The organism is Paraburkholderia caffeinilytica (assembly GCF_003368325.1).
Classification (GTDB): Bacteria; Pseudomonadota; Gammaproteobacteria; order Burkholderiales; family Burkholderiaceae; genus Paraburkholderia; species Paraburkholderia caffeinilytica.
In genome coordinates this window covers 540,755-561,404 of record NZ_CP031467.1, presented here as the reverse complement: position 1 = coordinate 561,404, position 20,650 = coordinate 540,755, and the positions used below count along the sequence as shown (strand labels likewise).

Here is a 20,650-nt window from a genome sequence, read left to right as displayed (position 1 = left end):
TGAGGGAGATGTTTCTCCCTCCGCACAGGTACAGCATCATGCAACTTCTTTTCGAAACGACTATTGACGGGGGGCGGTACATTGACTGGCTCCTGTCGGGATTGTCCTGGACGCTCCTGCTCTGGTTCGGCGCAGGTGTCATCGCGGCGGTATTCGGAGTATGCATGGGCTGCGGGCGGACCTCGGACAGCACGGTGTTCAGGACAGTCGGTCGCACCTATGTGCAGGTGTTCAGAAACGTACCGCTGCTGCTTCAGGCGTTCCTGTGGTACTTCGTGTTTCCCGAGCTGTTGCCGTCAGGTTTGGGCGGCGCGCTGAAGAGCATGCCGCCGCCGTGGGGGAGCTTCGTTCCAGCATTGATTGCAGTCGGCCTCTATACGGGCGCTCGCATCACGGAACAGGTGCGGGCCGGCATTCAGGCATTGCCCAAGGGACAGCGCGAAGCCGCACACGCGCTCGGACTGTCGGGCCTGAACACATATGCAAGCGTGCTCGTTCCTCAGGCACTGAGAAGCATGGCGCCGGCGCTTACGAACGAAGCGCTAGCGCTGCTGAAGAACACGTCGGTGGCCATGACCATCGGTTTGCTCGAACTGACCGCGCAGGCGCAACAGATGAACGAGTTTACGTTCCGCACCTTTGAGTCGTTCAGTGTCGTGACCGGCGTCTACTTCGCTCTCTCGCTTGCGATCTATTGGGCCGCCCACCTCGTTGCCGCGAAATACCCGTCCACAACGACACTCGCAGCAACGGGAAAGCATGCGCGGAGGAAAAAATGATTGCCTATGACTTCGGCGCGATCGAGCGCGCACTTCCGTACCTCGGCGAGGGCATGCTGCTTACGCTGGAGCTTACGTTTACCGCGTTCATCGGCGGTCTCGCGAGCGGTATTGTGCTCGCCGTGATTCGACATGTCCGCGTGCCGATATTGGACCGGATTGTGTGGGCCTATGTCACCGTGATGCGTTCCGTTCCCCTCATCATGGTGTTGTTCTGGTTCTTCTTCCTGGTGCCGCTCGTCTTGCGCAGGTTTTCGCCGGGCGGGATTTCAGTGTCGGTCAGTCCGCATTTGACAGCTTTTGTCACCTACACGCTGTTTGAGGCCGCTTACTTCTGCGAAATCATTCGCTCCGGGCTGCTATCCGTGCCGCGTGGCCAATACGAGGGTGCGAAGGCACTCGGTTTCAGCACATGGCAGGCATACACCATTGTGATCGTGCCACAGGCCCTGCGCGCAGTAGTGCCGATCATGGTGACGCAAGCGATCATCCTGTTTCAGGATACGTCGCTCGTCTACGTGCTATCGCTTACCGATTTCACGGGCATGGCGTCAAAGATCGCGCAGCGCGATGGGAAGCTTATTGAGTTCTATACCTTTGCCGCACTCGTGTACTTCGTGGTGTGTTCCGTGTGTGCCGGACTCGCCGATCATCTGCGTCACCGGCGCCAGTTGCGTGGCCAGGTTCGGCTACCGCCCGCTGCCACCTTGACCGCCGCGAACTGAGATGCTTCCCGCCCCTGAAATGAGAAGGACGTAACGTGGACTCCCAATCAACCCCAGTGATCGAACTCGCTTCGCTGACAAAACGCTTCGGTCCGCACACGGTGCTTCAAAACGTCGATCTGAAGGTCTACGCCGGGCAGAAGGTCGTGATCTGCGGCCCGTCGGGCTCAGGCAAGTCGACGTTGATCCGTTGCATCAACGGTCTCGAAGACGTCGATGACGGAGAAGTCATCGTCCGCAATGCACGCACGGGCCAGCGCTACGACAAATCGCCCGAGATTCGCCGTCACGTCGGCATGGTGTTTCAGAGCTTCAACCTGTTTCCACATCACACGGTGCTGAACAACTGCATGCTTGCGCCGATCAAGGTGGGTGGTCTAAGTAAGGAACAGGCACGCGATACGGCGATGAAGCTGTTGACCAAGGTGCGCGTTGCGAATCAGGCGGACAAATATCCGCCGCAACTGTCGGGAGGTCAGCAGCAGCGCGTGGCTATCGCGCGGGCGCTATGCATGAATCCCGATGTGATGCTGTTCGACGAGCCCACGTCGGCGCTCGACCCGGAAATGGTCAAGGAAGTGCTGGACACCATGATCGCACTTGCGACAGAAGGCATGACGATGCTTTGCGTGACCCATGAAATGTCGTTCGCGCGCCGCGTTGCCGATCGAATCATTTTCGTGGATGGAGGCAGGATCGTCGTCGATGCCTCGCCGGACGAATTCTTCGAAGATACGTCGCATCCGCGCGTACGCGAATTCCTGGGGCAGGTCCTGTCGCCGGCTTAGGCTGCGGAGATTTTTTCGAGTTCATGAATGCCGTGCCTGCCACGGAGAGTCTCACTTCGCGGTTTCTTTTAACATTTCTTCCATCACGGCGCTGGCCGCGATTTTCCCATGACCACGCTTTTCGATCACGAAACAGTTCGCGACGAGTTTCCCGTCACGCGCCACATGCTGTACCTCGATTCCGCGCATCAGACACCACTAGCCACCAGAGTGCGCGTGGCGCTCGACGCGTTCTACGCGGAAGGTCACGAAATGGCGGGACCGAAGCCGATATGGCTGCGCCGTGTCGAAGAGACGCGTACGCGTGTCGCCGCGTTTCTCAATGCGGAGCCATGCGAAATCGCGTTCACGAAGAACACGTCCGAGGGGTTGAACATCGCCGCCAACGCGGTACCGTTGAGGGCAGGGGACAACGTGCTGCTGATCGAGGGCGATCATCCGAACAACGCCTACGCATGGCTGAATTTGAAGCGCAAGGGCGTCGAAGTCCGCTTTGTCCAACTGTCCTCCGACAGCGTCATTGCGGATGCGGAAACCTTCGCGCCATTCATCGACGAGCGGACGAAGGTGATCTCGCTTTCGCATGTGACATTTCATGCAGGTCAGCGGCACGATATCGCAAGTATCGGCAGGCTGTGCGAGGAGAAAGGCATCTATCTCGTCGTTGACGCGATGCAGTCGGTCGGCGTGTTGCCTGTCGACGTCAAGGCGCTCGGCGTATCGGTACTCGCTGCGGGCTGTCACAAGGGGCTGCTCGTTCCGCAGGGACTCGGCATCCTGTACGTGAAGAACGGACTCGACGAGATGCAACCAGCCTATGTGGCAATGTCCGCGCTGGCGAATCCACCTGCCGACTATGTCGCCCGGCCGGACGACTTGCAACTGCGCAAGGACGCGGGTCGCTTCGAGATCGGCAATTTCAATCTGCCTGATCTGCATGCGCTTGGCGCCGCGATTGACCTGATCGAAGAAATCGGTGTGTCGAACGTCGAGACGCATGTGCTGGCGCTGGGTGAGCGTTTGATCGCGCATCTGGACGAACTCGAGATAGCGCTTGTCGGGCCGCGCTCGCGGGAAGCACGTTCCCATATCCATGTTCTGGATCTGCCTGTCCAGCCATGGTTCGACTACCTCACCCGCGAAGGAGTTCGGGTGTCGCCGGAACGTGGCGGCGTCCGCATTTCGTTCGCCATGTTCAATACGCCGGCCGACGTCGATCGCGTCATCGAGATCATCCGAAAAGGCATCGTCGCACTGCGAACGGTGCCGGCACACGCTGCTGGTTGATGCGGACCGTGCGCGGAGACGTACCCTCGCCAACAAAAACAAAGGGGCCAATGCCATGTTTGCCAACGTGTCGATCAGGACCAGTCTTCTGTTCGTCGTCGCGGTACTCGTCAGTCTGTTAATGCTGGTTGGCGTGGGCAGCATGCGCGCGCTGTCGGTCAGTAACGAGTCGTTGTCTGTCGCGCAGGCCGACATGCTATCCGCCGATGCCTTGACAACGAGCTGGTCCGCGCTGCTGCGCGCGCGGGCGGCCTTCGACGCATGCGACCGGCACTTCGGTAACGGTGAACTGGATGCCTCGAACGCATCGCTCGGCGACGGCCGGTCGTTGCTCGAATCGGCCCGCGCGTCGTGGAACCGCTATCGGGACATGGTGCCGGTGGCAACGCAGAGCGAGACGGACGCGGCCGTGGCCAACGCATACGCAGATGTGTTCGATAACGTATTGACGCCGGCGGCACAGGCCTTGAAAGCGGGCGACCTGGTGAAGTACCGTGCGCTCGTGGCAGGACCAATGGATCCCACGTTCGCGAAGCTCGACAAGTCGCTGGATACGGTCGTATCAGCGCGTAAGGCGCGTGCATCGGATTTGTTCAATTCGGCGCGACGCCAGGCGATGTTCGTGCGCGGCATGCTGATGGGCGCGCTCGCTCTATCGTTGGTGCTCGCTGGCGGTTCGGTCTGGGTATTGCGGGAAAAAGTGACGCAGCCGCTCACGGTCGTGGTGGGCGTGATGGAACATCTGGCGTCTGGTGATCTGACGGAGCGAATCGATAGCGGCGCGGCCTCTACCGAGACTGGGAGGCTCAGCGCGTCGCTTCGCAAAATGCAGGTCAACCTGATCGAAATCGTAGGAGCGATCAATCGCAGTGCGGAATCGATCGACCTTAGCGCTCGAGAGATTGCGAGCGGCAACCTGAATCTTTCGGTGCGCACCGAAGAGCAGGCGGCTTCTCTCGAACAGACTGCGGCCAGCATGACGCAACTGACGCAGACTGTCATACAGAACACCGACAACGCCCGACAGGCCAATGTCCTCGCGACACGCGCGACAAGCCTGGCCGACGCAGGCAATGAAGCGGTGCGAAGCATGATCGGCACGATCGGGAAGATCAGCAGCAGTTCCGGCCAGATTTCCGACATCACCGGCATCATTGAAGGCATTGCCTTCCAGACCAATATCCTTGCGCTCAATGCGGCCGTCGAGGCGGCTCGAGCCGGCGAGCAGGGTCGCGGGTTCGCGGTAGTGGCCGCGGAAGTGCGTAGCCTCGCGCAACGCTCAGCTACTGCGGCGCGCGAGATCAAGGATCTGATTGGCTCATCGGTCGCATTGATCCAGAGCGGGTCGCAACAAGCGGCCGAGGTTGGCGAAACCGTCGACCGCGTCAGGCAGGCGACCCGGCAGGTATCGGACATCGTGAGCGAAATTACCGCGGCGTCCGAAGAGCAGAGCCGAGGAATCGAACAGATCAGCCTCGCGGTTACACAAATGGATGAGGTCACGCAGCACAATGCAGCCCTGGTCGAGGAGGCTGGCGCGGCCGCGCAATCTCAGGAACAGCAGGCGGCGGAATTGAAGCATGCGGTGTCTGTATTCCGGCTTCCGGAGGTCGCGGGATTAGCCTCGGAACCAGTCGATACCGCTTTACAACGGGCCTCGCCATCGCTCAGGCGGGTTCTGGATGCCGCGTAGAACGGCACCCGAAAGCGGATCGGTGCGCGGCGACGAGCTACGGATGTGAGCCGATAAGGCTATTGGGACGGAGTATCGGTTACCCACGGCGCTGGTCCCCGCGGACGCGCAGGCAACACTATTCGGGTTCGCTCGCTGCGATAGTGAGCGCATCGAGCACGGCCGCTACTGCAGGCCGTTTCGCGCTGCCCTTCGGCAGAGCGACGAAGACACGTCGATTGAGAACCGGATCGATTGGAATCACGGCGAAGTCGGGATCCTTTTCTGCCTGCCGTAACGCGAGGCGTGGGAGTACGGCGACCGTACAACCGGTTCGAACCATTTCGAGAGTGACCGCCATGTTGCGGCTACTGGTGGTGACCTTCGGCGTAAAGCCGCCGGCATAGCACGCATTGAGAATGAAGGCGTGATACGCGGCCGCCGATTGGTTCAGTGCCCAACGCTCATGCGCGAGGTCGGGCAACTGGATTGACTTGCGTCCGGCCAGTTTGTGGTTTGCCGACACCACGGCGTCGAAATGATCGACGCACAGCGGCCGGAATTCCAGCACATTGGCCAGTGCCTCCGCGCTAACAAGATCGTCCACGATCGCCAGGTCGGTTTGCTTTGCTGCCGCTGCGCGCAAGCCTTCTGCCGGCTCCAGCTCCGTGAAGATCACGTTGAGCCGCGGGTGATCTTCCAGCAATTGCCTGATCGCGAGCGGCACGACGCTACTGGCGAGCGAGCCGAATGCCGAAATCCGTACTTCACCGCTCACTTCCACGTTGGCCGCTGCTACTTCCGCTTCGATCTCTTCCACGATCTGGAAGAGATCCGTCGACCTCGCGACGAGACGGCGCCCTGCTGGCGTGAGTTGCACGCCTCTGCCGGAGCGTTCGATGAGCACTGTTTCGAGCTCCTCTTCAAGCAGCGCGAGCTGCTGCGACACGGCTGGTCGCGTGAGGTGGACCGCTTCGGCAACTGCCGAGACAGTGCCGAGAACAGACAGCTCGTGCAGGAGATGCAAACGGCTGAGATTCAGCATGGCGACTCCGTTCGGTATCTTCGAATAGTAAATAAAACTTACGCATACCGTCAAAAAGTGTCGTCTTTTTTTTCTTGTTTTGTCTTTCTATAGTCACACCAAGAGGACGCCAAACGATTTGCCAACCAGCTCGGCGGTGATTCGGCGTCACAGTTCCACTCACTTGAATCCGTTGGAGGGAAATTCGAATGAAGGTTGCATTTATCGGCGTGGGTCGAATGGGTAGCCGGATGGCTGCTCGCCTTGTCGTCGCAGGCCATCAGGTACGTGTGTTCGATCCGAGTCAGGCAGCAGTGGACGCGCTTGTATCGAAGGGCGCGGCGGCGGCTACGAGCCCGGCCGATGCGGCGCTCGACGCCGAGCGCATTCTACTGAGCCTGCCGAGCCCGAAGACACTGCGCGATGCGGTGACTGGTGAGGACGGTGTTCTCAAGACTGCTGCGCAAGGTGCTGTCATCGTCGACTTCAGTACGGTCGATCCGGCTACGACGAAAGAAATCGCTGCTGCCGCCGCGCAAAAGCATGTCGCCTTCCTCGACTCGCCGGTGAGCGGCGGCGTTGCCGGCGCGGAGAACGGCAAGCTGGTGCTGATGGTAGGCGGCCCGGCTTCGGTCATCGAACAGCTCAAACCGATTTTCGACGTGCTCGCGGGCCGTGTCGTGCATTGCGGCGACACGGGCGCGGGCCAGTTGACGAAGCTCTCGCACAACCTGCTGACCGCGATCAACACGGTAGCGCTCGGCGAAGTGCTCACGGCGAGCGTGAAGGCCGGGGCGAAGCTCGACGTGCTGTGCGACGTGCTGACCGCTGGCCTCGCTGGCAGCAAGATGCTCGACTATCTGCCGAAGACGCTGTTCACGGCCGAACGCCCGGCAAACTTCGCGATCGACCTGATGCACAAGGACGTCAAGCTGTGCCTCGACGAGTTCTCGAATCTACCGATGCCGCTCGGTCAACTTGTTCTGCAGACCTATAACGCGGCGCGTGCCAAGGGGCTCGGCGGCAAGGACTCGACGAGCGTCAACGAAATTTATGAAGAACTGCTCGGCGTTCGTCTGAGCTTGCCCGCAGCGCAATGACACATTCAACACGAGGAATCATAGTGAACTCTCGCACCGATACCGTCGCTCCTGAAGTCGTACTGCCGAAGGCGGGGATTACGGGCCTATTGATCGACAACGAGTGGCGTGTACCCGCCAACGGCAATACCCTCGATGTGGAGAATCCGTCGCGCCGCGAGAGACTTGCCACTATCGGCGCAAGCGACGCGACGGACGTGAGCGCTGCAGTGGCAGCGGCACGTGCCGCCTTTCCGGCATGGCGGCGCCTGGCGTCTCGCGCGCGCGGCGCATTGCTGACGGAATTGGGCAATCGTGTGACGGCTCATGCTGAGGAAATCGCCCGTGTGCTCGCCGCCGAGAGCGGCAACGCGCTTCGCACGCAGAGCCGCCCCGAAGTGCTGGGCGCAGCGGAAGTGCTGCGGTATTACGGCGGTGTGATGGCGGAACAAAAGGGTGAAACGCTGCCGCTAGGTCCGGGCCTTTTCAGCTATTCCACGCGCGAGCCGCTCGGCGTGGTCGGCGCGATCATTCCATGGAACTCGCCTGTGGTGCTCGCGGCTGTGAAGATCGGCATGGCCCTCGGTACCGGCAACACGTTGGTGTTGAAGCCCGCCGAAGACGCGCCGCTTGCCGTCATCAAGATCGCCGAACTGGCGACGGGTCTGTTCCCGGCCGGCGTGTTCAACGTGGTGACGGGTACCGGTATCGATGCGGGCGCGCCGCTCGCTGCGCATGTCGATGTCGCGAAGGTGTCGTTCACCGGTTCGCTCGAAGTGGGCAAGCTGGTCGGTCACGCAGTAGCCGATCGCATCGGTCACGCCACGCTGGAACTCGGCGGCAAGAGTCCGTGCATCGTGTATCCGGACGCGGCAACACCCGAATACGTCGACGCGACGGTGACCGGCATCATCAACGCGATGCGTTTTGCGCGTCAGGGGCAGTCTTGTACTGCTGGCTCGCGTCTGTACGTGCACAAGAACGTGTGGGACGTCGTCATGACGAAGCTCGTCGCGAAGGTCAAGGAGCTGAAGATCGGCGATTCGCTCGACGAATCGAACGATATCGGCGCGATCGTCAACGCCGAACGCTATTCGGAAGTGCGCGCGTTCATCAAGGAAGCGATCGACGCGGGGGCTACGGTCCTGACCGGTTCGCTGCCACCGGCAGTCGAGGAGGCGAAGGGCTTCTTCCCGGAACCGGTCATTTTCTCAGGCGTGGACAACAGTTGGCGCGTCGCGCGGGAGGAAGTATTCGGTCCGGTATTGGTTGCGATTCCCTGGTCCGACGAGGAAGAGGTCATTCGCTGGGCAAACGACACCGTCTACGGCCTTGCCGCCTACGTTTTCACCAACGACGTCACGACGGCTCTGAAAGCCACGACTGAGATCGACGCGGGCTGGTTGCAGGTAAACCGCGCAGGCGGGCAGATTCCGGGGATGTCGTACGGCGGCGCGAAGCAGAGTGGGATCGGTGCGGAGTACTCGATCGAAGGCGCACTCGAGGCCTACACGTCGCGTAAGAGCGTGACGATTAACGTCTGACGACGACACTATGCCGAGATGGCCCGGCCAGCTTGTAGCGGACTGGGCCACCAGCCGGCCACATGAAGCAACGGGTCTGGAGTGGAACATGAGTGCAAATCTGGAAGCAACCACGGACGACATAGCGCGCGAGTCGCGTTCCTCGTCCACACGAGCGGCGTTCAGCTCGTTTATCGGCACGACGGTGGAGTGGTACGACTACTTCCTGTACGGTACCGCAGCGGCTCTGGTGTTTCCGAAGGTATTCTTCAGCCAGTTGACGCCTGAGTTCGCCACCCTCGCGTCGATGGCATCGTTCGCTGTCGCGTTCGTGTTGCGTCCACTTGGCGGTATGGTCATCGGCCATTTCGGCGATCGCGTCGGTCGCAAGAAGATGCTGATTTTTACGTTGCTCGTGATGGGGCTATGCACGGCGGCGATCGGATTCCTGCCGTCGTATGCCATAGCGGGATACTGGGCCCCGGGACTGCTGATCCTGCTTCGGATCGTCCAGGGATTCGCGCTGGGTGGTGAATGGGGCGGCGCTGCGTTGATGTCGGTCGAACATGCGCCAGCAGGACGGCGCGGTCTCTTCGGCGCGACGATGCAGATGGGTGTTCCGGCGGGACTGCTGGTCTCTACCGGCGCATTCGCACTCGTATCCAGCCTGCCCGACGCGCAGTTCTTCACATGGGGATGGCGACTGCCTTTCGTATTCAGCCTCGCGTTGCTCGCAGTGGGCATGTATATCCGACTGCAGGTGAGTGAACCGCCAAACTTTGAGAAGGTGAAGGCATCTGGAAACGTCGCACGCATTCCACTGCTCGAGGTCTGGCAGAACGAGAAGCTGAAAACGCTCATCATGGTTTTCTTTCAGACCGTCGCGAACGTCGGCTATTTCCTCATCACGGTCTATGCACTGACCTACATCACGAGCACGCTGCATCTTCCGCGCAGCGTCGCGTCGAGCGGGCTGCTCGTGGCTGCTGCCGTCGATCTCGCCATGCAGCCGGTGTTTGGCTGGCTCTCCGACCAGGTTGGCCGCAAGGTGGTCTACGGCTTCGGCGCGGTCTTCTTTGCGGCTTACGCGTTTCCGTTCTTCTGGTTGCTCGATACCGGCAATCCCCTTCTCATCACCGTCGCGCTTGCGCTCGGTCTTGGGATCGGCCATGCATCGACCGGCTCGCTGCACGGCGTGATCTATGCCGAGCAGTATCCGACCCGCTATCGCTTCAGCGGCGCGTCTACAGCCTACCAGTTGTCCGGAATCATTTCGAGCGCGCCGACGCCACTGGTTGCAGCCTGGCTGGTCGCGCGAAGCGGAAACTCGATGTCGGTGTCGTGGTACGTCGTGGCAGCGGCCGTCATCTCGTTTGTTTGCGTGCTGCTAGTGAAGGAAACCTTCCATGAGCCAATCGACCGCTGAACGAGGTTCCACGATGACGTCCAATAACGATCAGATTACCGGCGAGCGCATTGACCGCCTGATGACAGTCGAGATCCGTCCGCTCAATGGTGGCCTGCCGGCCGGCTATGTCGTGCCGATGTACGAAGTATGCCGTGCCCATCACGGCGAACCACTGAGTTCGCTGGCGGCGGGCAAGCTGGCAGACACGCTTGCTTGTGGCGATATCGTCTTCATCGCGACCGGCGCGGGTACGCCGCCGAACCTGCCGCAAGGCGAGACGGACGGTCCTGTCGGCGCCGCAGTGCTCGCACGCGCACTGGTGCTCGCGTTCGATGTACGCGTGGTGCTGGTGACCGAAGACGCGCATGCGTCGCCGGTCATGGCTGTTGCTGCAACAATCAATGCGGAACTCGGCCGGAGTGCCGTCTCGACCGTCTGCTTTCCGCTTGGTCTCGAACCGGGGACGCAGATAGCGCAGTCATTGATGGAAGAGTACCGGCCCGCTGCCGTTGTGTTTGTCGAGCGCGATGGCCCGAACCGCGAGGGCTTTTTTCACGGCGTCCGCGGCGACTGCCGCAATCCCGAAGACGTCGGGCACGTGTATCTGCTCGCCGAACTGGCGCGCAAACGCGGTGTGCTGACTATCGGCATCGGTGACGGTGGCAACGAAGTGGGTTTCGGCGCTGTGCGGGATTCCATCACGGCGGTTCATCCGTTCGGCGGCAGATCGCTCGCTGGTCACGCATCTGGCGTGGTGACGGTCACCGCGACGGACGTGGTTGTCAGCGCGTCCGTGTCGAACTGGGGCGCATACGCCGTAGCAGCGGCACTCGCGGCGCGTTTGGGCGACCCCGATCTGCTCCATGGCCAGGAACTCGAACACGAGCTCATTGCGGCGACGGTACGCGCAGGTGCACGGGACGGCGCCACCTCCAGAGCCGAAGTCGCGGTGGACGGCATCAACTGGCAGGGCCATACCGCTTTCGTCGAACTGCTTAGAAGCGTCGTCACCGTGTCGCTATGAACGACTCGGGACAACCCCGTTGAACTCTCGCAGCAGCACCTCATTCAATGCACAGGAATCTCTCATGAGCGATGTCAGGCAGACGGGCCGCGCCGACGCGTCCGTTCATCACGCCGTCAAGACCGACAGCTTCGGCAATCCCATCGACCCCACCGTGGGCTTCGCGCGCGGCACCATCATCCGATCGAGTATCGACGAGGCGTTGCGGCTGCGACAGGGCCAGGTCATCGCGGCGCAGCGCGTGAAACTACTCGGCGCGAAGTCGATCGGCGTTTTCACGGGCAACCAGCGCGACTTCCCGGTGAACGCGGACGATATCGGCACGCTCTGCGAAGAGTGGGTCGGCCCAGGGCTGGCGGCAGAAGAATTGCGCCAGGTCGCGATTGGCCACATGGGCGGACGCGGCACCGATGCGGTGGCGACTTTCAACCGCACGAGTGCCGGGATCATCGCGACGATCACTGCTTTGGCAAGCGGTCAGCCCGTCGTTTCCGTAGTGCCGCCCGGCGGTCGCTCGCATGCATCCGTCTTACGCGGCGCAAAGATCGCCGGCGTGAGCGTTCACGAAATTCAGGGCGACAAGGAATGGCTCGAGGTCATCGAGACGCACCGGCCTGCGCTGGTGATCATCACGACGGTGACCAGCAGTCTCGAACGGCTCGAGGATCATGTCACGCAGGAAGTCGTTCAGTACGCGCACGCACTCGGTGCGAAAGTGTTCCTCGACGAAGCGTACGGCGCGCGTCTGCGCACCGTGTTGCACGGTGGTCAGATGAGCCTGCAGCTCGGCGCCGATCTGTCGATCACGAACTGTGACAAGGCTGGACTGTCCGGGCCGCGAGCGGGTGTTCTCGTGGGGCGGGCGGAACTGGTGACGGCGGCTGCGGCGAAGGGTGCCGAGTTCGGTATGGAGGCGCGTGCGCCGATCGTGGCCGCGGTGCTGCGCTCACTGCAGAAGTACGAGCCGGACGATCTGCGCAAGGAGTCCGCGGCGGGGCAGCAACTCGCTGCGATTCTCGAGGCGAAACTCGGCGGGCGACTTGTGCAGCGCAGCGACCTTGGTCCGATGATCGATGAAGACTCGGTGCTGCGCGTGCTGCTGAAACTCGCCGGCGACGAACACGCGCAGCCGGTCGTTGTGCCGTGCGAGGCGACCTCGGCACTGGGCATGGTGCTGCTGAAAGACTACGGCATCCTGACGGTCAATACGCACGGACAGCCGGGTGCTCGCGTGTCGCTACGCCTGAAGCCGACGCTCGATGCGTTGGAACGCGTCGGCGGATTTGACGCGGTAGTGGTGGCGGTCATGCTGTCGCTCGAAAAAGTGGCGAAGATGATCGGCGACCGCGAGGCGATCCGACAACTCGTCGTGGGGCATTGACCATGACGGACAGCAAATTCAGCGCGATCGACGACCGTCTCGACGCATTGGTGTCTCTGGACCTCGGCGGCCGCGGCGTCGAGCACCTCTATCGCGCGGCACGCGAACGGCAGGGTAGGTCGCTCGTCGGCGCGGCTGCCGATGCACTGGCCTCGATTCCCGAAAAAGCGAACGTGTTCGTGACGACAGGCTCGGTGTCGCGTGCGTGGATCTCACCGACTATCGGGGAGAACGACGGTCCGGCAGGCCTTGCGGTAATCGTCAGAGCCTTGTCTCTGGCGAAGAAAGCGCTGTGCATCGTATTCGTCGAGGCGACGCTGATCGAGACGACCTCCGCCATTCTGACCAGTGCAGGTCTAACGGTGCTGCCGTACGAGCAGGCAACGATTGCTCGTGACGACGGGAGCCTCGCCGTTGTATGCGTCGAGCCGTTTCCACTCGATGAAGCGGGCGCCAAAGCTGTCTCCAGCATGCTTATCGACCGCTATCGACCTGCACTGTTCTTCTCGACTGAACGCGTGGGACGCAACGTAGATGGCATCTATTGCAGTATGCGCGGCATCGACTATGGGATGGGTCGGGCGCGAATCGACTTTTTGTTCGATGAAGCGATTGCGCAGAATGTTCCTACCGTGGCCGTCGGTGACGGCGGCAACGAGATTGGTATGGGCGTCGTTGCGGAGGCGGTTCGGAAGCACGTCAAGTTCGGCGACCTACGTCCCGATGGCAGCGCCGGCATCGGCGCGGTGACGGGGGCCGATGTGCTCGTGACGGCCGCCTGCTCGAACTGGGGCTGCCATGCAATTGCTGGGGCATTCGCAGCCCGACTCGGCAAGCCCGTGCTCGCGCACAGTCCCGAGCTCGAAGCGGCGCTGTTGAGAAGGGGAGTCGATGTGGGCCTGATCAATTCGGTGGCGAATGTCATTGACGGGAACGTCGACGGCATACCCGAGGCTACGCACCTGGCAGTCGTGCAACTGATCTCGACGATCATCGCACCTGCTTTCAGGTAGCGCCTTGGTGCCTGAGTATTCAATTGTTGGCTCGTGCAAGCGCGGGCGACTCCACCCGCGTGTTCATCGCAATGGACATGCACATGTTTTGAGAAAGGTGTGACGAAATGAACGTATATCAAAAATTCGCGATGGCTCGCGAAGCGGCTGAAGCTGGATTGGTCGCGACGTCCCGAATCGATCTGGTCAATGCGAGGCAGATTTCGCTCTACAAGGCCTTGCTACACGCGCCGACGTCGACGCTCGCCAGCAACGTAAGCGATCGGGCAGATGTCTCATCCGCTGCCATTCTCGGCTACAACTGAATCAGCGACGGGTGAGGTATCGCTTCGAGGAAGATCAGCAGCAATGGCGGCAAACCCCGCAGAGTCTGGGCTCCACGGGGTTTTGTTTTTTCAGCTCGCAATTTGCGCGACGGACAAGGCGCCTGAGTCTGACCGGGTTGATTTAGTCGGCAGGCTTTACTGAATGCGTCTGATTGTGTCCGCAGGGCGCCTCACACGCTGTCGATACGACTTCGATCTGGCGCAGGACGTTCAACCTGCTATCGGCGTCAAAACGCGTGCCGCAACCCCACCATGCCGACGAATTGCGACGGTCCCGACGACGGCGTCGTATTCTGCGAGTCGCCGACTACAGCCACCGCGTCGGTGATGCTCGTGCCAGTGCTGCCCGACGCAACCAGCGTCTTGCCGCGCGCATGCTGATACGCCTCCAGTGCATATAGCGTCGTGCGGGTGGAAAGGTTGTAGGTCTGCTCGAGTGAGATCTGCTGATAGCGCGCCGCATCGCTGATGCCGTTCGCTTTGCTCGCCTGCGTGTAGCTGTAACCGGCGCCGACCGTCACAGCCGGCGTGACCCGGTACGTGGAAATCACGCCATACGTATTGAACACGCCCTCGCCGGTGAACAGCGAGCCGGAGCCCGGTGCGTACTGCACGTTCGAATAGTTCACGCCGACCATCAGGTCCTGATGGGTGTAGCGAGCCGCCGCCGCGAACAACTGCGCGCTGCGTGCTGTCGCATAGCCGCTGTTCACCGGCGAGTTGACGGCATAGGTGCCGAGCGCCTGGCTCGTCGCGATGTCTTTCAGTTTCACATAGCCCACCGCGATTGCAAACGGCCGGTAGTCATAGCGAGCCGCCGCGCTGAATTGACTGCCGCTGGCCACGCTGCCCGGTACACCGCCCAGGCCGTACTGCGCGCTGAATTGCAAACCGGCGAGGTTCGGCGACAGATAGGTAACCGAATTATTGAGGCGCAACGTGGTGTCGAGCGCATCGAGGTCGCCCGGATGCGCACCTGTCGCACCCGTCAGTACGCCGGTTGGCCCGAGTGCGCCGACCATCTGGAAGTAGGGTGTGTATTGACGGCCGAGCGTGACTGTCCCGTACTGGTCATTGCTGAGCCCGACGTACGCTTGTCGATTGAAAATGAAGCCCGCGCTGCTTTGTGCGCCAGTCAGCGAGTTGAAGCCGCTTTCGAGCCTGAAAATCGCCTTCGTGCCGCCGCCAATGTCTTCCGCGCCGAGCAGGCCGAACTTGCTCGCCTGCAGGTTGCCCTGGCTCATGTAGAAGTTGGAGTGCCCCTTCTGGTTGCTGACATAGGCGAAGGCGTTGTCCACGACGCCGTACAGCGTCACGCTGCTTTGCGCGGACGCGCCGGTTGACAGCACGATGCCCGCAAGCGGCAGGCACGAGAGGACGAATGCGCGAGTGGGCGCGCGCTTCAATGAGTTCATGGCTAGCGAGTCTCCGGATTGGACAGGTGTTCTTGGGTCGTCAGGTCGGTGATGCATGCTGTGTTAGTGGGCGATGGAAATCGTCAGGCATCGCCAGCCGTCAGCGGTATGGTCGGCCACCAGCGCGCCGTCGACGCAGACGGCCGGGCGCACTTCGCTCATTGGCACGAGCAGTCGAACTTCTTGTTGCGGCTGTTGGACCCAGCCTTCTCGCACAACCGAAATTCGCAACGCGCTTGCGTCGCTTGTAATCGTTAAGTGCCAGTGGCCTTGCGCGCCTGAGCGCCAGGCTTCGCTTTCGCCATCGTCCTCGACGCAACTGCCGCGAGCGATCCCAGTGCCCTCGTGCGGCACCGCGATGAACGCACGTTCGTCGGCGGGACGGCCGAAGTGTTGTTCGGCGATGTTCAGCGCAATCACGCTGCCTTCTCGCTGCAACATCACCGGCCGCTCGAATGGAGCCGGCAGATTCACCGTCTGACCGCCTTCGAACACCTCGCCGCTCCAGTACGACGCCCAACGTGCACCGGCGGGCAGATAAACGTCGCGCGTCGACTGGTCCGCCTCGACCACCGGCGCAAGCAGCATCGACGAGCCCAGCATCATGTCGTCGCCGTCGGCGAGACAGCGCGGATCGTGCGGAAACTCCGCGAACATCGGACGCAGTACCGGCTCGTATGCGCTGTGCGATTGCCATAGCAGCTCGTACAGGTAGGGAATCAGCCGGTAGCGCAGTTTGATCAGCGCCGCCACTTGCGGCGTGACTTCGGGATACATCCAGGGTTCGTTGACCGTGCCGTCGTCGTTCCAGGAATGAATGCTGAAGCGCGGCAGGAAGATGCCGAAGGCAACCCAGCGGGCGAACAGTTCCGGGCCCGGTGCAGGACCTGAGAATCCGCCGATATCGTGGCCGCTGTTCGACACGCCGGACATGGCGAGCCCAAGTCCCATCTTCAGATTGAAGCGCAGCGTTTCCCACGAGGTGAAGTTGTCGCCGGACCATGTCTGCACATAGCGTTGCATGCCGACGCCGCCCGAGCGGGACACGAGGAACGGCCGGCGGTCCGGCGCGTATTCGCGCTGCGCGTCGTGCGACGCCCGCATCATCAGTTGCGTTTGCAGCACCTTCGCCTCGCGCGCCGGATACGGCTGGCCGAAGCCCCGAGCCATCGCGTCGGGCGACCAGATTTCGAATTCGTTGTTGTCGTTCCAGGTCGCGGCGATACCGTGTTTCAACAGGCTGTCTTTCACGCGCGCTTTCCACCAGTCGATGGTGGCGGGATTCGTGAAGTCCAGATAGGCGCCGACTTCGTCCCAGAACTGCACCCACGCCGGATCGCCGTCGCGCGACTCGATCAGCAGGCCGGCGCGCGCCACTTCGTCGAACGCCGGGTGATCCTGCAACAGGCAAGGCTTGATGTTCGCGCACAGGCGAACGCCATGGTCGAGATAGCTCTGCACGAAGCCGTCGATATCCGGAAACTTCTCGTGGTTCCAGTTGAACACGTAGCGCTTCGCGCCGATCGAGGTATAACCCGACGACAGGTGAAATGAATCGCACAGCACGTCGTGCTCGCTGCATCGTTCGATGAATTCGCCCATCCGGTGCTGCGCGTCGGCCGCGTCGGTGTAGCTCATCGTCGAGCCGGAATAGCCCAGCCCCCACTTCGGCATCCAGGCCGGACGGCCGGTCAGCCACGTAAAGCGGCGCACCGCATGCAGGGGCGTGCCCGCCGACGCGATGAAGTAATAGTCGAGGTCGCCATGCTCGGCGACAAAGTGCCGGTAGTGCCCGTGATAGTTATCGAGCTCGCGGCCCATGTCGAAGCGGCAGTCGGCCAGCGTGTCGTAGAACAGGCCGAATCCCGTGGAGGTTTCCGGCTGCCACGTCACGTAGAAGGGGATGTGCTTGTAGAGCGGATCCGTCGTGCGCGCGCTGTAACCCATCGCGTCGATATTGCGCATTTCGTAGGACTGGTCCGCGCGATTCAGCGAACCGGCGCGCTCGCCCAGGCCGACATACATTTCGTCCTTGCGCCGCTCGATGTAGTGGTACGCGCGCTCGTCCCACCAGCCGAAGTTATACGCCTGCGTCTTCCGATCGTTCATCACGCGATGCCACGTCGAGCCGTGCAGGATGTCCCACGCGCAAAATCCGCCGTCGAGCGTGACCGTCAAGCGGATGCGCGCCGTTTCGACCACGACCTGCCCGGCGTCGCTCGAAAGCGTAAACGGCGGCGGGGTGAAGCCGCTCGTGTCCCGGCGATCGCGTCCTTCGAGCGGGACGTCGTCCGCGCCCGGTGCGATGGACCAGGTTCGCGGACCGTGCGTTTCGCCGTCCGGCAGCACGAGTACCCGGACGATGTCTTCAGCGAGAACGAACAGTTCGATCCGGCAGTTTCCCTGCGCGGTGAGAACAATGTGGCTGCCGGTATGGGACGACAGCGAAAAACGCGGCGGGTGCTTCAGATTCGTCAGTGAACGCATGATGGGTCTTCGAGTGGGGTCACGCAGCAGTGCTGGCGTTGTTGTCGACTTGATGCGGACGCGCGTCGCGTTTGACGCCGCGCATCAGAATGATCAGCAGCGTGGCGCCGATCAGGTCGAAAGCACCAAGGGCGCCGAATAGCGGCGTGTAGCCGATCGAATCGGCCAGCGCGCCGACCAGCAGCGAAAAGCCCAGGCCGCCGATCCACGCGGACATTCCTGCGAATCCGGCGACGGTGCCGACTTCGCTGGGGTCGAACACGTCGGCCGCCAGGGTATTGACGAGCGCCGAGATCATCTGATGCGCGAAGCCGCCCACGCAGAAGAGCGCGATCGCCTGATACGGCGAGGCGACGAGGCCGATACATGCCGGTCCGAGCATCATGAAGGCGCCGAGCACGACACCGGCGATACGCGACCCGATCAGCGGTATCCGCAAATGCTTCATCAGGAACGGCGACAGGTAGCCGCCGAACAGGCCGCCGAGGTCGGCGGCAAGAAACGGCAGCCACGCGAACAGCGCGATTTGCTTCAGATCCATGTGCCGTTGCGTCGCGAGGTAAAGGGGGATCCAGAAGCTGAACGTTTGCCACGCGGGTTCCGCAAAGAAGCGCGCTTGTGCGATTGCCCAGAACCGGCGCGTGCGGAGTACTTCGCGGATGCTGCGCCGTTGCGGGGTGCCCGGGGTTTGTCCGCTGACGATCGTCTCGCGCTCTGCCGCGGAGATGCGCGCGTGATCGGCCGGCGAGCGGTACAGCAGATACCAGGCGGCGGCCCACACGAAGCCGAGCGCACCCGTCACTGCAAACGCGCTTTGCCAGCCATATCTCAACGACAGGAAGACGACGAGCGGCGGGGCGAGCAGCGAACCGAGCGACGTGCCCGCGTTGAAGTAACCCACCGCCACGGATTTCTCGCGATTGGGGAACCACTCGGCGACCACCTTCATGCCTGCCGGAATGGCGACGGCCTCCGTCAATCCCATGAGTCCGCGCAAGGCCGCCAGCGAGAGCCAGCCGCTGGCGAAACCGTGCAGTACGCCTGTCAGCGACCACAGACAGGCGAAGAGCGCAAAGCCGAGCCTCAGGCCGATCAGATCGATGATCAGCCCGCATACCGGCTGCATGATCGTGTAGCCGACCTGGAATGCGCCGACGACGTACGAATACTGCTTGGTGCTCATGTGCAGGAGCTTCGTCAACTCCGGCGCCATCACGCCGAGGGCGTTGCGCGACAGATAGTTGACGATCGTCCCGACACATACGAGCGCGATGATCCACCAGCGCAAACCAATGATTGTTTTCAAAATCTGTCTCCGTACCCAATGTGTCCGCTGACTGTCCGCTGGACAGCAGGCATGCGCGAATTCGAACATTTACCGGCGTTTAGTGTCAGTCATCGTATCACTGGTGGAGCGGGTGGATACTAGGGAAAACCATGGTTTAAGTGATTGAGTTTCTTGAAATATTCGCTGACTAGGGCGTTTTGTGGTGTGCCTTGGTGATAATGAGGTCGGACGACCGGTGACTTACCAATAACTGTAAAATGTTCTTTCGAACATCCAATGTTCGTTTTGGCGGCCTGTGCGAATGGGCGCGCCGGGTGCCGCGGGCACTGCGGCGGGGGGCGAAGACGCGAAGACGCGAAGACGCGAAGACGCGGAGAGGTGGAGAGGTGGAGAGGTGGAGAGGTGGAGAGGCGGCGAAGCTTTACAACGCCGCGCTACTATCTTGCGATTCAATGTTGAATTGCCTGCGGGGAGAGGCGCGGCGGTGCGAACGCCCGAGAAGGCGCAGGCGATCGAGGCAGATGGCACGGACGTGTCTGGGAGTCGGGTCAAGCCCGTTATGTGCCGCAATAATGCTTCGATATCCTATTGATGCGGGTGTGCCACCGCTGCCGCGGTCACAACGCTGATCGTTAAGCAGGCGACAGGGTTAGCAGGCGCGTGAGAAAGCGGCGGCCAGAATTGCCCAACAGCGGCGAGGGCGGGAAAAGGTGACTAACTTGCCGACAGACAGGCGACTCACGGCGAGGCCGCGCGATTACTTCGCCGTGACTTTTTCACCAAACCTTCGGCCAATGTAACCAGACGTAACGGGGTGGCCACCGGTGCGATGTTGAGCATCAGTTATTACAAACTTGAAATACGCGGATGGCTGCCTTGCGCTATATTTCGGCCAACAACACACATTCTTCAAAAGGGTGATCGATGAAGTCCGCACGTCTTGTTCCACTTCTGATCGGGGTTCTCGGGTTGGCTGCGTCGGGTGCTGCAATGGCCGGCGGGCTTAACATCGGCGTCAACATCGGCATCCCCGCGCCGGTCTACGTGGCGCCGGCTCCGGTCTACGCACCGCCGCCGCCCCCGCCGCCGCCTGTCGTCTACCAACCGGCTCCCGTCTACTACGGCGGCCCGGCGATCGTGATCGGCTGGCATGGCGATCGCTACTGGGACGGTCGCCGCTACTGGGCGCGAGACGACTGGTATCGCCATCATCCCCCGGGCCGCTACGACTACGGCCGTGACCACTACGACAATCGTCGCGGCTGGCACTAAGCGCCAAAAAAAGCCGCAGTCGCCACGTTGAAAAAAGCCGCCTGAAAAGGGCGGCTTTTTTATTGCGCTCGAGAAACCCGCAGGCTGAGCAACGTCTTGCAGATGAGTTGTGCGGATTGCCCGGGTTTATTGGGTAGAATTCCCTCACACCGCAATTGC

At 61.6% G+C, this 20,650-nt stretch carries 17 protein-coding genes; 13 read left to right on the top strand and 4 right to left on the bottom strand.

Annotated elements, in window-relative coordinates:
- The first annotated feature begins 38 nt into the window (after window positions 1-38).
- The 5 genes from DSC91_RS18445 to DSC91_RS18425 all read left to right on the top strand — a co-directional run bounded on the left by DSC91_RS18445 (window position 39) and on the right by DSC91_RS18425 (window position 5,272).
- On the top strand, window positions 39-779 hold the full coding sequence (locus DSC91_RS18445; RefSeq protein WP_208645768.1) for an amino acid ABC transporter permease: 741 nt from the start codon (window positions 39-41) through the stop codon (window positions 777-779).
- Window positions 776-1,504 (top strand): amino acid ABC transporter permease, encoded by a 729-nt coding sequence (locus tag DSC91_RS18440; protein ID WP_115780292.1) that lies wholly within the window; start codon window positions 776-778, stop codon window positions 1,502-1,504. Before DSC91_RS18445 ends, DSC91_RS18440 begins: the two co-directional genes overlap by 4 nt.
- A 35-nt stretch (window positions 1,505-1,539) precedes the next feature.
- On the top strand, window positions 1,540-2,292 hold the full coding sequence (locus tag DSC91_RS18435) for an amino acid ABC transporter ATP-binding protein (RefSeq protein ID WP_115780291.1): 753 nt from the start codon (window positions 1,540-1,542) through the stop codon (window positions 2,290-2,292).
- A 108-nt stretch (window positions 2,293-2,400) separates the two neighbouring features.
- Window positions 2,401-3,579, top strand: coding sequence for an aminotransferase class V-fold PLP-dependent enzyme (locus DSC91_RS18430; protein ID WP_115780290.1), 1,179 nt, complete (start codon window positions 2,401-2,403; stop codon window positions 3,577-3,579).
- A gap of 55 nt (window positions 3,580-3,634) precedes the next feature.
- Window positions 3,635-5,272 carry a methyl-accepting chemotaxis protein gene (locus DSC91_RS18425; RefSeq protein WP_115780289.1) on the top strand — a complete coding sequence of 546 codons (1,638 nt, stop codon included), beginning with the start codon at window positions 3,635-3,637 and terminating at the stop codon, window positions 5,270-5,272.
- Window positions 5,273-5,390: 118 nt separating this feature from the next.
- Here the strand turns inward: DSC91_RS18425 and DSC91_RS18420 are convergent, their stop codons facing one another.
- A complete protein-coding gene (locus DSC91_RS18420; RefSeq protein ID WP_115780288.1) occupies window positions 5,391-6,296 on the bottom strand; it encodes a LysR family transcriptional regulator in 906 nt (301 codons plus the stop codon).
- 188 nt (window positions 6,297-6,484) lie between these two features.
- Here DSC91_RS18420 and DSC91_RS18415 point away from each other — a divergent pair, with 188 nt between their 5' ends.
- From DSC91_RS18415 to DSC91_RS18385, 7 genes are all read left to right on the top strand, one after another.
- Window positions 6,485-7,375: an NAD(P)-dependent oxidoreductase gene (locus DSC91_RS18415; protein ID WP_115780287.1), complete on the top strand. Its 891-nt coding sequence runs from the start codon at window positions 6,485-6,487 to the stop codon at window positions 7,373-7,375.
- A gap of 23 nt (window positions 7,376-7,398) precedes the next feature.
- Window positions 7,399-8,898 carry an aldehyde dehydrogenase family protein gene (locus DSC91_RS18410; protein ID WP_208645767.1) on the top strand — a complete coding sequence of 500 codons (1,500 nt, stop codon included), beginning with the start codon at window positions 7,399-7,401 and terminating at the stop codon, window positions 8,896-8,898.
- 88 nt (window positions 8,899-8,986) lie between these two features.
- Complete coding sequence (locus DSC91_RS18405) at window positions 8,987-10,303, top strand: MFS transporter (RefSeq protein WP_115780285.1); 1,317 nt, start codon at window positions 8,987-8,989, stop codon at window positions 10,301-10,303.
- Entirely contained in the window at window positions 10,284-11,309 is a 1,026-nt protein-coding gene (locus tag DSC91_RS18400) for a glutamate cyclase domain-containing protein (protein ID WP_115780284.1), read from the top strand. Before DSC91_RS18405 ends, DSC91_RS18400 begins: the two co-directional genes overlap by 20 nt.
- A gap of 64 nt (window positions 11,310-11,373) precedes the next feature.
- On the top strand, window positions 11,374-12,690 hold the full coding sequence (locus DSC91_RS18395; RefSeq protein ID WP_115780283.1) for a PLP-dependent aminotransferase family protein: 1,317 nt from the start codon (window positions 11,374-11,376) through the stop codon (window positions 12,688-12,690).
- Window positions 12,691-12,692: 2 nt separating this feature from the next.
- Window positions 12,693-13,703, top strand: a complete 1,011-nt coding sequence (locus DSC91_RS18390; RefSeq protein ID WP_115780282.1) for a glutamate cyclase domain-containing protein — start codon at window positions 12,693-12,695, stop codon at window positions 13,701-13,703.
- 107 nt (window positions 13,704-13,810) lie between these two features.
- Window positions 13,811-14,008, top strand: coding sequence for a hypothetical protein (locus DSC91_RS18385; protein WP_115780281.1), 198 nt, complete (start codon window positions 13,811-13,813; stop codon window positions 14,006-14,008).
- Between the two features lie 248 nt (window positions 14,009-14,256).
- Here DSC91_RS18385 and DSC91_RS18380 read toward each other — a convergent pair whose 3' ends face one another.
- The 3 genes from DSC91_RS18380 to DSC91_RS18370 all read right to left on the bottom strand — a co-directional run bounded on the left by DSC91_RS18380 (window position 14,257) and on the right by DSC91_RS18370 (window position 19,237).
- On the bottom strand, window positions 14,257-15,444 hold the full coding sequence (locus tag DSC91_RS18380; protein WP_115780280.1) for a porin: 1,188 nt from the start codon (window positions 15,442-15,444) through the stop codon (window positions 14,257-14,259).
- Between the two features lie 63 nt (window positions 15,445-15,507).
- Window positions 15,508-17,931 carry a glycoside hydrolase family 31 protein gene (locus DSC91_RS18375; RefSeq protein ID WP_115780279.1) on the bottom strand — a complete coding sequence of 808 codons (2,424 nt, stop codon included), beginning with the start codon at window positions 17,929-17,931 and terminating at the stop codon, window positions 15,508-15,510.
- A gap of 19 nt (window positions 17,932-17,950) precedes the next feature.
- A complete protein-coding gene (locus tag DSC91_RS18370; RefSeq protein ID WP_115780278.1) occupies window positions 17,951-19,237 on the bottom strand; it encodes an MFS transporter in 1,287 nt (428 codons plus the stop codon).
- Between the two features lie 906 nt (window positions 19,238-20,143).
- On the opposite strand from DSC91_RS18370, the gene DSC91_RS18360 reads away from it, so the two are divergent.
- The gene (locus tag DSC91_RS18360; protein WP_115780276.1) at window positions 20,144-20,491 is read left to right on the top strand and encodes a hypothetical protein; all 348 of its coding nucleotides are present in this window, start codon (window positions 20,144-20,146) and stop codon (window positions 20,489-20,491) included.
- The last annotated feature ends 159 nt before the right edge of the window (window positions 20,492-20,650 follow it).